Annotated in this window: 13 protein-coding genes; 4 read left to right on the top strand and 9 right to left on the bottom strand. The window is 71.5% G+C overall.

All coding sequences use genetic code 11. The features are described 5' to 3' along the window. Positions 1 to 82 precede the first annotated feature (82 nt). The gene (locus QL987_RS01540; protein WP_290155948.1) at positions 83 to 1,735 is read left to right on the top strand and encodes a glycosyltransferase family 39 protein; all 1,653 of its coding nucleotides are present in this window, start codon (positions 83 to 85) and stop codon (positions 1,733 to 1,735) included. Between the two features lie 66 nt (positions 1,736 to 1,801). Here the strand turns inward: QL987_RS01540 and QL987_RS01535 are convergent, their stop codons facing one another. The 5 genes from QL987_RS01535 to QL987_RS01515 all read right to left on the bottom strand — a co-directional run bounded on the left by QL987_RS01535 (position 1,802) and on the right by QL987_RS01515 (position 7,287). Continuing rightward, positions 1,802 to 2,734: a 4-(cytidine 5'-diphospho)-2-C-methyl-D-erythritol kinase gene (locus tag QL987_RS01535; protein WP_111074535.1), complete on the bottom strand. Its 933-nt coding sequence runs from the start codon at positions 2,732 to 2,734 to the stop codon at positions 1,802 to 1,804. Positions 2,735 to 2,743: 9 nt separating this feature from the next. Beyond that, complete coding sequence (locus QL987_RS01530; RefSeq protein WP_290155947.1) at positions 2,744 to 4,072, bottom strand: PLP-dependent transferase; 1,329 nt, start codon at positions 4,070 to 4,072, stop codon at positions 2,744 to 2,746. Then, a complete protein-coding gene (locus QL987_RS01525) occupies positions 4,072 to 5,142 on the bottom strand; it encodes an LLM class flavin-dependent oxidoreductase (protein WP_290155946.1) in 1,071 nt (356 codons plus the stop codon). The genes QL987_RS01530 and QL987_RS01525 overlap by 1 nt, the downstream gene beginning before the upstream one ends. A gap of 128 nt (positions 5,143 to 5,270) precedes the next feature. After that, positions 5,271 to 6,269 carry an alpha-L-glutamate ligase gene (locus tag QL987_RS01520; RefSeq protein WP_290155945.1) on the bottom strand — a complete coding sequence of 333 codons (999 nt, stop codon included), beginning with the start codon at positions 6,267 to 6,269 and terminating at the stop codon, positions 5,271 to 5,273. 160 nt (positions 6,270 to 6,429) lie between these two features. After that, complete coding sequence (locus QL987_RS01515; protein WP_290155944.1) at positions 6,430 to 7,287, bottom strand: helix-turn-helix transcriptional regulator; 858 nt, start codon at positions 7,285 to 7,287, stop codon at positions 6,430 to 6,432. A 101-nt stretch (positions 7,288 to 7,388) separates the two neighbouring features. Between QL987_RS01515 and QL987_RS01510 the strand changes: the two genes are divergently transcribed. Both QL987_RS01510 and QL987_RS01505 read left to right on the top strand, forming a co-directional pair. After that, positions 7,389 to 8,129 (top strand): SDR family NAD(P)-dependent oxidoreductase, encoded by a 741-nt coding sequence (locus tag QL987_RS01510; RefSeq protein ID WP_290155943.1) that lies wholly within the window; start codon positions 7,389 to 7,391, stop codon positions 8,127 to 8,129. A gap of 61 nt (positions 8,130 to 8,190) precedes the next feature. After that, entirely contained in the window at positions 8,191 to 8,688 is a 498-nt protein-coding gene (locus QL987_RS01505) for a hypothetical protein (RefSeq protein ID WP_290155942.1), read from the top strand. 24 nt (positions 8,689 to 8,712) lie between these two features. Here QL987_RS01505 and rsmA read toward each other — a convergent pair whose 3' ends face one another. The 4 genes from rsmA to rsmI form a co-directional block, all read right to left on the bottom strand. Beyond that, on the bottom strand, positions 8,713 to 9,573 hold the full coding sequence (gene rsmA / locus QL987_RS01500) for a 16S rRNA (adenine(1518)-N(6)/adenine(1519)-N(6))-dimethyltransferase RsmA (protein ID WP_290155941.1): 861 nt from the start codon (positions 9,571 to 9,573) through the stop codon (positions 8,713 to 8,715). 2 nt (positions 9,574 to 9,575) lie between these two features. Beyond that, positions 9,576 to 10,499, bottom strand: coding sequence for a TatD family hydrolase (locus QL987_RS01495; protein ID WP_111074528.1), 924 nt, complete (start codon positions 10,497 to 10,499; stop codon positions 9,576 to 9,578). Continuing rightward, positions 10,496 to 12,073, bottom strand: coding sequence for a methionine--tRNA ligase (gene metG, locus QL987_RS01490; RefSeq protein WP_253464344.1), 1,578 nt, complete (start codon positions 12,071 to 12,073; stop codon positions 10,496 to 10,498). The genes QL987_RS01495 and metG overlap by 4 nt, the downstream gene beginning before the upstream one ends. Before the next feature lie 123 nt (positions 12,074 to 12,196). Then, complete coding sequence (gene rsmI / locus QL987_RS01485) at positions 12,197 to 13,018, bottom strand: 16S rRNA (cytidine(1402)-2'-O)-methyltransferase (RefSeq protein WP_204607095.1); 822 nt, start codon at positions 13,016 to 13,018, stop codon at positions 12,197 to 12,199. A 79-nt stretch (positions 13,019 to 13,097) separates the two neighbouring features. Between rsmI and QL987_RS01480 the strand changes: the two genes are divergently transcribed. Then, the gene (locus tag QL987_RS01480) at positions 13,098 to 14,729 is read left to right on the top strand and encodes a phospholipid carrier-dependent glycosyltransferase (protein WP_290155938.1); all 1,632 of its coding nucleotides are present in this window, start codon (positions 13,098 to 13,100) and stop codon (positions 14,727 to 14,729) included. Positions 14,730 to 14,819: the final 90 nt, after the last annotated feature.

Raw genomic sequence — 14,819 nt, 5'->3', positions numbered from 1 at the left:
GACCATCGGCTTGTGGACACTCACCGGCTCGGGGGGCTGTATGTGCGGTTCCCGTCCAGCGGCGCTCGGTACCGTCTCCGGCGTGAGTTCTCCCCGTACCGGCAGCATCGGCGTCCCGCACGCGGTCCGCCACGTGCCGGTCCGTGGCGGTCTCCGCGGCGCCGTCTCGGCCGCCGCCACCACCGCTGTCCGCACCCCGGAGCTCACCATCGGTGCACTCGGCGTCGTCATCGCGGCGGCCTTCTCGTGGGTCCCGTCACTCTGGTACGACGAGGCCGCGACCGTCACCAGCGCGCAGCGTTCCTGGCCCCAGCTGTGGGCCGAGCTGCACACCGTCGACGCGGTGCACGGTGTCTACTACGCACTCATCCACGTCTGGTTCTGGCTGGTCGGCTACACGCCGTTCACGCTGCGACTGCCGAGCGCACTGGCCGTCGGCGTCGCCGCCGCACTCGTGGTCGCCCTCGGTCGTCGGATCGGCGGCAAGCGCCTCGGGATCACCGCGGGCATCGTGTTCCTGCTCCTGCCCCGGGTGCAATGGGCCGGCACCGAGGGCCGCCCCTACGCCACCATCACGACCCTCTCCGTCTGCCTGACGCTCGTCGGACTGACCGCCCTCCGTCGCAGCCGACGGGGCCGGGCGACCGGCTGGTGGGTGGCGTACGGCGTGCTCGCCGTCGTCGCGGTCGCGTTCAACGTGTACCTCTCGCTCGCGGTCGTCGCACACGCCGTGGCCCTCGCCTGGACGCTGCTCGCCGAGCGGCACGACCTCCGCCTGGCCACCTTCTCGCGCACCGGCCGGATGCCCGGCACCCCGCTCGTCACCCGTCGCGTCCTGGTCCGGTGGGTCGCCGCCGCAGCCACCGCCGCGGTGGTCGTCACGCCGTTCGTCCTCGTGGTGTCGTCCCAGGCGAAGCAGATCGGCTGGATCAAGGGCATCGGCACCGGCACGTTCCGGCAGGTCTTCTCGACGGCGTGGTTCGGCGCCTCCGGCCCGTACGCTGCGATGGCGTGGACGCTCATGGCGATCGGCGTCGCCACCGCCCTGGTGCACGCGCGTCGTCAGGCGCCGTCCGCCCGCGCCGTCGTGCGGGCGCAGGCCGTCCGTGTGGCGCTCCCGCTCGTCGTCGTCCCGACCACGGTCCTCCTGCTCGCGACCGCGCTGGGCGAGCGTCTCTACTCCCCGAAGTACGCGTCACTGAGCCTGCCGTTCGTCGCGGTCCTCATCGCCCTGGCCCTGACGTTGATCCGGCCGAGGGCGCTGCTCGCGGTCGCCGTCGCCGCGCTCGTCGTCCTGTCGGTCCCCACTGCCGTCGTCGTGAAGGGGCCGGAGGCCAAGTCCGACTCGACCTGGGCCCAGGCCGCGTCGATCATCAGCACCGAGCGCGCCGCTCGCCCGAGCGCGAACGAGGGCGTCGTCTTCGGCAGTGTCTACCGCCACCCGACGACGACGGCGGAGATCATCAAGGTCTCGTACCCGGAGGCGTTCGCCGGACTCACCGACCTGGCCGTCGGCGCGAACGGTGCCGACCAGGGCGTGCTGTGGAACCGGAACGCGGACCTCGCCTCGACGGTCCCCGCCCGTCTCGGCGACATCGACACCGTCTGGTACGTCGGCGGCACGTCGCGCACGATCCGGCCCGAACTGAAGGCCGTGCTCGCGGAGCGCGGGTTCCGTCCGGTGCACAACTGGCAGACCGGCAAGGTCATCATGACGGAGTTCGTCCGCTCCTGACGGTCACCCCGACCGAACGACGTCCGGTCCGGTCCGGTCGACGGCCGGTCCGGTCGCCGTCCGCCGTCAGTGCAGGACGCGGGCGCCGTGCACGGGGCCGTTCGCCCGCAGCGCCACGAAGCCGGACGCACTGAGCGCGACCTGCACCTCGAGTGCGGCGTCGCGGTCCGGCACGAGGAACGCCACCGTCGGCCCGCTGCCGGACACCAGTCCGGCGAGGGCGCCGGAGCGCTCCCCCAGCTCCAGCGTCTCCGCCAGCGCCGGCTGCAGACGCATGGCAGGGGCCTGCAGGTCGTTGTGCAGGTTCTCGGCCAGGAGCTCGGCGTCGCCGGCGCGGAGGGCCTGCAGCACCTGCGCCTCGACGACGGGGGTGCGCGGTGCGGGCGAGATGTCGGCCCGGTAGCGCTCCCGGTGCTCGTCGAGGGCGCGGTACACCGCCGGGGTCGAGAGACCGGTCTCGCTGAGCGCGAGGACCCAGTGGAACTCGCCCTTCGCCAGCGCCGGGCTGAGTTCGTCACCACGACCGGTGCCGACGGCGGTGCCCCCGGCGAAGGCGAACGGCACGTCGGCGCCGAGTTCGGCCGCCAGGCGCAGCAGTTCGTCCCGCCCGAGGCCGGTGCCCCACAGGGTGTCGACGGCCAGGAGGGTCGCGGCGGCGTCCGCCGAGCCTCCGCCCATGCCACCGGCGACCGGCACCTGCTTGTCGATCGTCAGGTGCACGCCGCCGCGGTGGCCCGCGGTCCGGGCGACCAGACGGGCGGCGCGGATCGCCAGGTTCGTGTCGTCCGTCGGCACGGACGAGGTGTCGATCGGACCGGTGAACCGTACCGAGAAGTCGTCGGCGCGCTCGGCGGTGACGTCCTCGTACAGGGACACGGCCTGGTAGGCGGTGGCGATGTCGTGGTAGCCGTCGTCCTGCAGCGCCCCGACGGACAGGTGGACGTTGATCTTGCCCGGTGCGCGCGTCCGCACCCGATCCGGAGCGGGCGTCGACGTCATGCGACCAACCTATCCCCGTCCGGGTCGGGCTCCGGTCGCGTCGGCCGCTGCGGCGAACCCGCGCCGCAGGTCCGCGATGACGTCGTCGATGTGTTCCAGGCCGATCGACAGCCGGATCAGCCCCTCGCCGACACCGGCGGCCGCGCGCTCGGACGGGGCCATCTGCACGTGGGTGGTCGACGCCGGGTGCACCACCAGGGACCGGACGTCACCGATGTTCGAGACGTGGTCGAAGAGCTCCAGCGCGGCGACGAACCGGCGGCCGGCCGCGACCCCGCCGGCCAGGTCGAACGCCAGGACGCTCGACGGCCCCTTCGGCACGTAGCGCTGCTGCAGGTGGTGCCACGGCGAGCTCGGCAGGCCGGCGTAGTGCACGTGCTCGACCTGCTCGTGCGCGTCCAGCCAGGACGCCACCGTCGCCGCGTTCGACACGTGCCGGTCCATCCGGAGCGACAGGGTCTGGATGCCCTGCAGCACCAGGAAGGCGTTGAACGGGGCGATCGCCGGACCGAGGTCCGCCGACAGCTTCGACCGGGTGCGCTGGATGAAGGCGCGGCGCCCGAACTTCTCGGCGAAGTTCGTGCCCGAGAACCCCGAGTGCTCGGTCGTCGTCAGCTGCGGGTACTTCTCCGGGTACGCGGCCCAGTCGAACGAGCCGGCGTCGACGATGAGCCCGGCGATCGCACTGCCGTGTCCGGCGAGGTACTTCGTCGCCGAGTGCACGACGATGTCCGCGCCGTGCTCGATCGGCCGGACCAGGTACGGCGTCGCGATCGTGTTGTCGACGATCAGCGGGACCCCGGCGTCGTGGGCGACCCCGGCCACCCCGGCGAAGTCCAGGACGTCGCCGCGCGGGTTCGGGATCGACTCCCCGAAGAACGCCCGGGTCTCGGGGCGCACGGCGGCGGCCCACTCGTCCAGGTCGGTCGGGTCCTGCACGAAGGTGAACGCGATCCCCAGGTCCTTCAGGGTCGACGCGAAGAGCGTGTACGTCGCGCCGTACAGCGAGGCGCTCGAGACGACGTGGTCCCCGGCGCGGGCGAGGCCCAGCACCGCCAACGACGTCGCCGCCTGCCCGGACGCCAGCGCCAGGGCGGCGACCCCACCCTCGAGGTCGGCGATCCGACGCTCCAGCGCCGCCGCCGAGGGGTTGTTCACGCGGGAGTACGTGTGCCCCGGTGCGTTGAGCAGGAAACGGTCGGCAGCGTCCTCGCCGGACGGGTACACGAACGCAGCGGTCTGCGCGATCGGCGGCACGTTCCCGCCGAAGCCCGGGTCGGACTTGAAGCCGGCCCGGATCTGCCGGGTCTCGAAGGCCCAGTCGTCCTCGGCGGCCATCAGGACACCGCCTCGGCTTCGGCTTCCGCCTCGGCGTCTGCCGGCACCGACGCGCGGACGAGCGGGATGACCTGTTCGCCGAAGCGCTCCATCTCCTCGAGCTGCGGTGAGAACTGCAGCAGCAGCGTGTCGACCCCGGCGTCCTCGTACTCGCGGATCCGCGCGGCGACCTGCTCCGGCGTGCCGACGAACTGCGGACGGAGGCCCCGGTTCGACACCGAGTAGTCCTCGAGCGAGGGGACGTGCTCGAGCTGCGACTTCGAGATGAAGTCCTGGTACGACTCGTACGCCTTGCCGTGCTGTACGTCGGTGATGCGGGCCAGCTCGGCCTGCGCTTCCTCCTCGGTCTCGCGGACGATCGCGTAGGCCGCCATCCCGAACGCCTCGAACGGCGGCAGCCCCGCGTCCTCACGACGCTGACGCATCTCGGAGATCTTCGTCCGGAGTTCCTCGACCGTGCCGCCGTGGGTCAGGTAGGCGTCGGCGTAGTGGGTGATGCTCGCCTTGCCGGCCTCGCTCTCGCCGCCGGCGTAGATGCGCGGGGTGACGCGGGGCTTCGGCTCGAGGTGGGCGTTCTCGACGTCGTAGTAGTCGCCGTGGAAGCTGTACGGGGTCTCCCGCCACAGGCCCTTCAGGATCTCGACGAACTCGGCGGTGCGCTTGTAACGGTCGTCGTGCTCGGAGAAGATGCCGCCGTACTGACGCGCTTCCTCGGCCCACCAGGCGCTCACCACGTTGAAGGTGAACCGGCCGCCGGAGATGTCGTCGATCGTCGCCGCCTGCTTCGCGGTCACCGCCGGCAGGTGGTACCCGGGACGCATCGCCGCCATGATCTCGAGGCGCTCGGTGGTCGCCGCGATCGCCGCCGCCAGGGCCCACGCCTCGAGACTCGGCGCCGCGACGCCCTTGATGTCGTTGAGGTTCAGCTCCGGCACGAGCGTCAGGTCGAACCCGATCCGCTCGGCGCGCTGCGCCAGGAGCTTCACGTAGTCGAACGTGACCGGCATCTGCTCGTCGTCGACGTTGCGCAGCCAGCCGCCGAAGAGCGGGGTCCAGTATCCGAATCGCACGGGGAGGTTCCTTGGGTGGTGAGGAGGGACGGACGGGAGGCGCGCCCCGGGTGGTGGGGCGTGCCTCCCGTCCGGTGGATGGTCAGGACGGTACGGCCGGGGCCGCGCGGGCTGCTGGCCGCGTCAGGTCAGGCGTGCGCTGCGGCGGCCGCGTACTCCGCGTCGAGCAGGCCGCCGAGGAAGCGGGCGATCGAGCGCGGCCCGGAGGCGGGCGCGACCGCCTCGACGGCGGGGTTGTAGTTCGTGTTCGTGTTGATGTCGTACACGACGGTGCGCCCGTCGGTGGTCTCCATGAACTCGACACCGGCGATCTGGATGCGCTGGTCGGCGAGGAAGCCGCGCAGCTGCTGGACCAGCGGGTGGTCCGCGGCGACCTCGGTGCGGACCGAGAACGTCTCGGTGGCACCGCCGTCGGTACCCGGGACGTCGCACACCGCACCCGCGATGGTCTGCGGGACCTCGCACGCGTCCGCCGGGCAGAGCTCGAAGCTGCCGGCGCTCGTGTCGACGCGGACCGCGTAGACGAACTCGCCACCGACGAACTCGGCCCGGGTGATGAACGGCTCGCGCGCCGTCAGGTACTCCTGCAGCAGCGTGATGCCGTCGACCGGCGCCTCGAACTCGGGGCTGTCGACGTACGCGTCGAACTCGGCCAGCGAGTCGAAGCGGCGGACGCCGAGGCCCTTGCCGCCCTGGTTGTGCTTCGTGATGAACGGGACGTCCTGACCGTTCGTGAAGGTGGCCGCGGACTGCTTGAGCGTCGTCGTGCCGAACACCGCGGTCGTCCGGGGCACGTCGAAGCCCGCGGCGCGGAGCAGTCCGTGCTGGGCGACCTTCGACACCTCGAGCTCGAGGACGTGGCTGCCGCCGACGACCTGTCGCCCGGCGCGCTCGAGCCAGCCGAGCAGCGCCCGGGTGTACTCCTTGCTGTGCTCGTGCCCGCGGGTGTGACTGCTGGCCGACATCCGGCTCCAGTAGACGCCCGGCTCCGGCTCGGCGGCCAGGTCGACCTGTCCCTCGGTCAGGAGGATCTCCTGCACCGGGACGCCCTCGGCCTCGAAGGCGGCGGCGAGCGGCGGGAACCACTCGGGGTTCTCGTGGATGACGTACACGCGCGGAGTGCTCACCGCACCACCCTAAGCACGGTGTCGTCGCACCTGCCAGGTGTGTGACGTGGTGTTGCAGGCGCACCACACTGCTGCCCCCACGACACAACGCCCCGCACTCGGCGGGGCGTTGGCTGGGTGCGGGAGGCCCGGAGGCGTCCTGCACCGCCAGGACACCAGTTCAGTGGGGCGCAGCCGAAGCGTCGAAGGACTGCTGGCCGACGACGCCGAGCAGCTCGAGCTTCTGCGCGTCCTCGCTGCCCGCGGGAGCGGTGAACAGCAGCAGCGCCTGCGCCTGGTCGTCCGTGTGCAGGACCTGGCAGTCGACGGTGATCCGGCCGAGTTCGGGCTGCACGATGGTCTTGTTGTCCGACCAGCGACTCGCGACCTCGTGCAGGGCCCAGAGCTCGGCGAACTCGGGGCTCCGCCGTTCGAGTTCCGCGATGAGTTCGGTCGCCCGTCGGTCCCCGGGCCCGGCCAGCCCGACCGCGGCCCGGAGCGACGCCACCACGACCCGGCCCAGGTGTTCGTGCTGCTCGGCCGCGTACTTCGCCCGTTCGGTGCCGCTCACGAACCACCGCCACGCCTGGTACCGCTCGTTGCCGGCCAGACCCACGGACGTGCCGAGGAGCGCCGCCGCCATCGGGTTCTCGACGAGAGTTTCCCCCAGGTGGTTCACGACGATCGCCGGGGTGTCCGCCAGCCGGTCCAGCACGCGGAGGATCGCGGGGTCGACGTGGTCGGCGCGGTGCATCCGGACGGGCGCGTTCTGCCCGGTCAGGTGGAACAGGTGGTCGCGTTCGTCGAGCGAGCACCGGAGGGCACGGGCGATCGCGGCGACCATCTGCTCCGACGGCTGCGGGCCACGCTGCTGTTCGAGTCGCGTGTAGTAGTCGACGGACATGCCGGCGAGGGCCGCCACCTCTTCACGACGGAGGCCCGGGGTGCGCCGTCGCGCGCCCGCGCCGATCCCGACGTCCTCCGGGCGGAGCAGCTCCCGTCGGCGGCGGAGGAAGTCGGCGAGGGCTGCACGGTCCATGCGCCCAGTCTGCTGTGTCCGTCATCCCGGAGCCAGGGAGCGCCGGTCCCCCGATGACCGCGCTCTGGTTGTCCCGACCCGCACGGCGCATCGTGGTGGTCATGGACATCACGAACAGCACCGTCTTCATCCCCGGCGCGACCTCGGGCATCGGCCTGGCCCTCGCGCTCCGCCTGCAGCAGGCCGGCAGCACCGTCGTCGTCGGCGGCCGTCGTCAGGCCCTCCTCGACTCGATCGCCGCCGAGCACGGCCTGGACACCGTGCAGGTCGACGTCGCCGACGCCGAGTCGATCCGGCACGCCGCCGAGACCGTCCTGGCGGCCCACCCGTCGCTCGACACCCTCGTGACGATGTCGGGCATCATGCGGAACGAGGACCTCCGCGACCCGGCGCACATCTCGGACGCCGTCGAGATCGTCGAGACGAACCTGGTCGGCACGATCCGGCTGATCGACGCGTTCCTGCCGCACCTGCTCGGCCGCCCGAGCGCGACGGTCATGACGGTGTCGTCGGGTCTGGCGTTCGTGCCGCTGACCGCCACCCCGACCTACAGCGCCACCAAGGCCGGCGTGCACGCGTACACGCAGGCGCTCCGGCAGCAGCTCGTCGGCTCGTCGGTCGAGGTCCTCGAGCTCGCGCCGCCGGCCGTCGCCACCGACCTGATGGGTGGGCAGGACTTCGGCGGGATGCCGCTCGACGCGTTCATCGACGAGGTCGTCGGCCTGGTCGAGTCCGGTGCGACTCCGGAGATCCTGGTGCAGAACGTCCAGCCGCTGCGCTGGGCCGAGCGCGACGGGAACCACCAGCAGATCCTCGAGATGATGGCTGCGCGCGAGCACTGACCCACTCCGCCCGTCCTGACATGTAGAACATCGTGCTGCTCCGGCATGTCAGGATGGGTGGATGCGACCAGCACCGTACGAGGAAGCCCTGCCGTCCGGACGCCTGATGCCTGTGGTCGGCATCGCCGTGATCGCCATCGCGGTCGCCGCGGTCGCACTCCCGCTCGTCCTGCCGCCGTCACCCGGTCACGGCCTCGGTCCCGGAGACACCGCGGTCCTGATCGGGACACTCGTCGTCACGGTCGTCCTGGGCATCGGCGTCGTCCGGATGCGACAGACGATCCGCGTCGACGACGTGCTGGAGGTCCGCGTCACCCCGTTCTGGTACCGACGCCGCATCCCGCTCGACCGGATCGCATCGGTGACGCCGATGGAGATGAACGGCCTGAACTCGGGCGGCTGGGGCATCCGCCTGATCCCGAGCGGGACCGCGATCCTGCTCGACAACGGGCCGGGCGTGCACGTCACCGTCCGCGGCAAGCGTGCACTGCGGTTCCGCTGCGGCGATCCGGACGCGCTCGTCGCCGCTCTGGAGGCACGGGGCGCGTCCGTCCGCTGAGTCGCGTCCGTCGGGCGGCGTCGGTCAGTCGCTCGTGCCGGCGGCTGCGAGGACGGTCCTGCCGAGACGCACGAAGTCGTCGACGCCGAGTTCCTCGCCGCGGGCGGTCGGTGCGATGCCGGCGGCTTCGAGGACCTCGGACGCACGAGCACTGCCGCCCAGGACACCGGAGAGCGCCTGGCGGAGCATCTTCCGACGCTGCTGGAACGCCGCGTCGACCAGGGTGAACACCCGCGAGCGCAGCTGTTCGTCGCCCGGCGGCTCGTGCCGGTCGAACCCGACCAGGACGCTGTCGACGTTCGGCACCGGCCAGAACACCTGCCGGCTGACCTGCCCGGCGATCCGCCAGGACCCGTACCAGGCGGCCTTGACGCTCGGGGAGCCGTAGACCTTGCTGCCGGGGTCGGCGGCCAGTCGGTACCCGACCTCGGCCTGCACCATGACGAGCGAGCGGACCAGGGACGGGAAGGTCGCGAGCAGGTGCAGGAGCACCGGCACGGACACGTTGTACGGCAGGTTCGCGACGAGGTGCGTCGGCGCGACGGGCAGGTCCTCTGCCGAGACCTGCATGGCGTCCTGGTGGACGACGGTCAGGCGGGCGTCGGGCTGCATCGCGGAGACGGTCGTCGGCAGGTGCGCGGCGAGCCGGGCGTCGATCTCGACAGCCGTCACGGCAGCGCCGGTCTCGGTCAGGCCGAGGGTCAGCGACCCGAGCCCGGGCCCGACCTCGAGAACTGCGGCCTCGGGCATGACGCCGGCGATCGACACGATGCGCCGGACAGTGTTGGCGTCGTGCACGAAGTTCTGGCCGAGCTTCTTCGTGGGGGTGACGTCGAGCGTCGCCGCGAGGTCCCGGATCTCCGCCGGGCCGAGGAGCGCACCCACGGCTACTGCACCACCGTGACGGGTTCGGCGTCCCACATGCCGTAGACGAGTTCGGTGTTCGAGGTGATCTGCGCTGCGAGCATCGACACGTCGGTCCCCAGCGTCTCGGCCATCGACCGCAGCGTGTGCGGGATCAGGTACGGCGCGTTCGGCCGACCGCGGAACGGCGTCGGCGTGAGGAACGGCGCGTCCGTCTCGACCATGATCAGGTGGCGCGGTGCGACGTGCAGGGCGTCGCGCAGGTTCTGCGCGTTCTTGAACGTCACGGTGCCGGCGAACGACATGTACCAACCGCGCTCGGCACACAGGCGTGCGAGCTCCGGGCCGCCGGAGAAGCAGTGGAAGACGGTGCGCTCCGGGGCCCCGACACGCTCGAGGACCTCGACCACGGCGTCGTGGGCGTCCCGGTCGTGGATCGTCAGCGCCAGGTCGTGGTCCTTCGCGATGCGGATGTGCTCCTCGAAGGAGCGGATCTGCGCCGCCCGGCCGTCGTCACCCGTGCGGAAGAAGTCGAGCCCGGTCTCCCCGATCGCCCGGACCCGGGGCAGGGCCGCGAGCTCGGCGATGCCGGCCAGGTGTTCGTCGAGCAGGCCCTGTTCGTCGAGGACGGGGGCTTCGTTCGGGTGCAGGGCGACCGCGGCGAGGACCCGGGGTTCCCGTGCCGCGATCGACGCCGACCACTGCGAGGTGGCGAGGTCCGTGCCGACCTGCACGACTCCGCGGACGCCGACGCTCGAGGCACGGTCGAGGTGCTCCCGGTAGTCGAGCGGACCGTCGCCACCGTCCCCGACACCGTCGGCGATCTCCATGTGCGTGTGGTTGTCGTACACCGGCACGGTGAGGGCCTGCGGCAACGGCGGGTACGTCAGGTCCCGCTTCTGCCCGCCACCGTCGCCGCCGCGAGCGCGGACGTGCGCGTCGGTCACGCGGCGCCCTGCTCCGGCTGCTCGATGCGCGGGAACAGCCCGGCCGCGAGGGGCGTCACCGTCTCCGAGCCCTGCCACTCCCAGGCGCGGTCGATGCGCTGCTCGGCGATGGTCCCGCCGGCACCGATCGAGGCCCAGAGCTTCTCCGTCGCCTTCGGCATCACCGGGGACACGAGCACGGCCACCGTGCCGAGGCCCCGGAGTGCCGTGACGAGCACGGTCGCCAGTCGCTCCCGCTGGGCGTCGTCCTTCGCCAGGGCCCAGGGCTCCTGCTCGGTGATGTAGCCGTTCAGGGCGTCGACCAGTTCCCAGACCGTGGTGATCGCGTCGTGCGGAGCGAACGCGGCGATCGACGCGTCGGCCCGCTCGGTCACGGCCTGCGCGAGGGCGTCGACCGCGGCGTCGGACTCGGTCAGCTCGCCGCGCTCCGGGACGGCACCGTCGAAGTACCGGTTGAGCATCGCGACGATGCGGGAGGCCAGGTTGCCGAAGCCGTTCGCCAGCTCGGCCTGGTACCGCGCCGAGATGTCTTCCCAGCTGAAGTTGCCGTCCTGCCCGAAGGTGATCGCGCGGAGGAAGTAGTAGCGGAAGGCGTCGGAGCCGAACGTGTCGGTGATCTCGCTCGGGGCGATGCCGGTCAGCTTCGACTTGGACATCTTCTCGCCGCCGACGAGCAGCCAGCCGTGGCCGAACACGCGCTCCGGCACCGGGAGCCCCGCGGCCATGAGCATCGCGGGCCAGATCACGGCGTGGAAGCGGGCGATGTCCTTGCCCACGATGTGCACGCTGGGCCAGAGGCGCTGGAAGGCCTCGTCGTCGTCGGTGCCGTAGCCGAGCGCGGTGATGTAGTTCAGCAGCGCGTCGAACCAGACGTAGAGGACGTGGTCGGAGTCCCACGGGATCTGGATGCCCCAGTCGAAGCTCGACCGCGAGATCGACAGGTCACGCAGACCCTGCTTGACGAAGGAGACGATCTCGTTGCGGACGCTCTCCGGCTGGATGAACTGCGGGTTCGACTCGTACAGGTCGAGCAGGCGCTGCTCGAAGTCAGACATCCGGAAGAAGTAGTTGCGCTCGGCCAGGACCTCCACCGGGATGGAGTGGATCGCGCAGACCTGCTGGCCCTCGTACGGACCGGTGCCGGGGACCAGGTCGCTCGGCTGCTTGTACTCCTCGCAGCCCACGCAGTAGAAGCCCTCGAACTCGCCGGCGTAGATGTAGCCGTCGTCGTAGAGCTTCTGCAGGAACGCGGTCACGCCACGCTCGTGACGCTCGTCGGTGGTGCGGATGAAGTCGTCGTTCGCGACGTCGACGGTGTCGAGCAGCGGCTTCCACGCGTCGGTGACCAGGCGGTCCGCCCACTCCTTCGGGGTCACGTCGTTCGCCGAGGCGGTGCGCAGGATCTTCTGTCCGTGCTCGTCGGTGCCCGTGAGCAGCCAGGTGTCGTCGCCGCGCTGGCGGTGCCAGCGCGCGAGGACGTCCGCGGCGACCTCCGTGTACGCGTGCCCGATGTGGGGCACGTCGTTGACGTAGAAGATCGGCGTGGTGATCGAGAACGAGCTGCCGTCGGCCATGCGGACCATCCTAGAGGCGAGCCCGAGCCCCGTGACGCGCGGTCATCCGGCCTGTGGACAACCGGACGGGAGGCCCGTGGCGACGCCGCCACGGGCCTCCCGTCCGACAGGTGTCGGGTCCGGTCAGCGTGCGGCGAGCGCACCCTCGTAGAGGTCCCGCTTGGACAACCCGGTCGCGTCGGCGACCGCTGCGGCGGCCTCCTTCATGCGTGCGCCGGCGGCCACGCGCTCGAGGACCAGGCGCACGCCGTCCTCGATCGTGGCGTCCTCACCCGACCCCGTCGAGCCCGCGACGACGACGCAGATCTCGCCACGGACGCCGTCGGCCGCCCACTCGGTCAGCTCGGCGAGGGTCCCGCGTCGGATCTCCTCGTGCATCTTCGTGAGCTCCCGGCAGACGGCGGCGCGCCGGTCGGCTCCGAACCCGGCGGCCATGTCGCCGAGCGTGTCGGCGATCCGGTGCGGCGACTCGAAGAAGACCATGGTCCGCTGCTCCCCCGCCAACGCGGCGAAGACACGACGACGCTCGCCGCCCTTGCGGGTCGGGAAGCCCTCGAACGTGAACCGGTCCGTCGGCAGTCCCGACAGCGCGAGGGCGGTGAGGACGGCACTCGGGCCGGGGATCGCGGTGACGGTGACGCCCGCGGCGGCGGCGGCCTCCACCAGCGGGAAACCGGGGTCGCTGATGGCGGGCATGCCCGCGTCGGTCAGGACGACGACGTCGTCCTCGCGCGCCAGTTCGACGACCTCGGCAGCACGCTCCCGCTCGTTGTGCTCGTGCAGCGCGATGAGCCGCGGCCGGTTCTCGATGCCGAGTGCGCGCATCAGGTGGATCGCGGTCCGGGTGTCCTCGGCGGCGACGACGGAGGCGTTCGACAGCGTCTCCACGAGTCGACGGGAGGCATCACCGAGGTTGCCGATGGGGGTTGCTGCGAGGACGATCACGACCCCATTGTCGTCGCCGCGGCCGTGCCCTGTGGACGGCGTGGGCCAGCGGCGAGGTCGCGTCCGTATGATTCTGCGGATGACCACGGACCTGGCCGACCTGCAGAAGACCGTGCCGGACGTCCCACGTGGCTCGCGGCTCGACGACTGGTGGGGCCGCGTGCTGTCCGTCGGCTGGCGGGTCGCCGCCTGGCGCTGGGGTGGTCCGATCGCGGTGACCGTGCTGGCGGCCCTGCTCCGACTGGTCGACCTGGGCCGGCCGCACACGCTCGTGTTCGACGAGACGTACTACGTCAAGGACAGCTGGTCCCTGGTGCACCTCGGGTACGAGGGCACGTGGCCGGCGAACCCGACCGGCGACGGCGCGGTGACGACCGACCAACGGTTCGCCGACGGGCAGACGGACATCTACTCGCGCGCCGCGGAGTTCATCGCACACCCGCCGCTCGGCAAGTACCTCATCGGCCTCGGCATGCTGCTCTTCGGGCCGGACAACGCCTTCGGCTGGCGGTTCACGGTCGCGGTCCTCGGCATCGCCACCGTCTTCCTCACCGCGGTGATCGCCCGCTCGCTGTTCCGCTCGACCTTCATCGGCACGCTGGCCGGCGGCTTCCTGGCGGTGGACGGGCAGGCGATCGTGATGTCGCGGGTGTCGCTGCTCGACGGCATCGTCACGTTCTTCGTCGTGCTCGGCTTCGGCGCGCTCCTGCTGGACCGGCGTTCTTCGGCCCGACAGCTCGACCGGTGGATCGACCGGAAGGCCGCGGCCGGTCGGCCGACGCTCTGGGGTCCGGTGCTGTGGCGGCGGCCCTGGCTGGTCGCGATGGGCTTCTCGCTCGGGCTCGCGACGGCGACGAAGTGGACCGGGCTGTACTTCCTGGCGTTCTTCGCCGTGTACTCGGTGGTCAGCGACATGCTGCTGCGCCGGCGGGCCGGTGTGGCGTTCTGGTCGTCGAGTGCCGCGCTGCAGCAGGCCCCGGTGACGTTCCTGCTCACCGTGCCGATCGCGGCCGTCACCTACGTGGCGTCGTGGACCGGGTGGTTCGTGACCCGCGGCGGCTGGGACCGGAACTGGATCGGGACCGGTGGTCAGCGCTGGACCGGCGTGCTCGCCTGGGTGCCCGACAGCCTGCAGAACTGGTGGCACTACCAGGCAGAGATCTACGGCTTCAACATCGGCCTGCACACGCCGCACTCGTACCAGGCGAACCCGCTGCTCTGGCTCTTCATGCAGCGGCCGACCTCGATGTACTACGTCGGGGTCGACGCGGGCCAGGACGGCTGCGCGGCCGACCGCTGCGGAGCGGCGATCACCGGCATCGCGAACCCGTTCGTCTGGTACGCCTCGGTGATCGCGGCCGTGGTGCTGCTCGTGCTGCTCGTCACCCGGCGGCGGTGGGAGTACGGCATCGTGCTGATGGGCATCGCCGCGGGGTACCTGCCGTGGCTGATGTACCTCGACCGCACGGTCTTCCAGTTCTACACGATCGCCTTCGAGCCGTTCCTCGTGATGGCGCTGGCTGCCGTGATCGGGCACCTGCTCGGGTCACGGGAGGACCCACGACCACGGCGGACTCGGGCACTGATCTGGCTCGGGGTCTACCTGGTGGTCGTGGTGCTCGCGTCGGCCTTCTGGTACCCGCTGTGGTCGGCGATCCAGGCGCCGTGGGACTTCATCCGGTCCCACTACTGGCTGCCCAGCTGGTTGTAGGCGGGCACGCGCTGGTCGCGTGGGCGATCCGGTCCGGACCACCGGACAGGAGGCCCGGTGCCAGGCCGCCACGGGCCTCCCGTCCGACAC

Origin of the sequence: Curtobacterium sp. APC 4022, assembly GCF_030407555.1 — a bacterium.
Lineage (GTDB): Bacteria > Actinomycetota > Actinomycetes > Actinomycetales > Microbacteriaceae > Curtobacterium.
The sequence above is the reverse complement of the archived record's forward strand: the minus strand, read 5'-3'. Positions and strand labels throughout refer to the sequence as shown.

Bases quoted from the DNA above. Each gene is read 5' to 3' on its own strand.
- QL987_RS01515 (WP_290155944.1), bottom strand. From the start codon at position 7,287: ATGGACCGTGCAGCCCTCGCCGACTTCCTCCGCCGCCGACGGGAGCTG.
- QL987_RS01535 (WP_111074535.1), bottom strand. From the start codon at position 2,734: ATGACGTCGACGCCCGCTCCGGATCGGGTGCGGACGCGCGCACCGGGC.
- QL987_RS01530 (WP_290155947.1), bottom strand. From the start codon at position 4,072: ATGGCCGCCGAGGACGACTGGGCCTTCGAGACCCGGCAGATCCGGGCC.
- QL987_RS01505 (WP_290155942.1), top strand. From the start codon at position 8,191: ATGCGACCAGCACCGTACGAGGAAGCCCTGCCGTCCGGACGCCTGATG.
- QL987_RS01510 (WP_290155943.1), top strand. From the start codon at position 7,389: ATGGACATCACGAACAGCACCGTCTTCATCCCCGGCGCGACCTCGGGC.
- QL987_RS01480 (WP_290155938.1), top strand. From the start codon at position 13,098: ATGACCACGGACCTGGCCGACCTGCAGAAGACCGTGCCGGACGTCCCA.
- metG (WP_253464344.1), bottom strand. From the start codon at position 12,073: ATGGCCGACGGCAGCTCGTTCTCGATCACCACGCCGATCTTCTACGTC.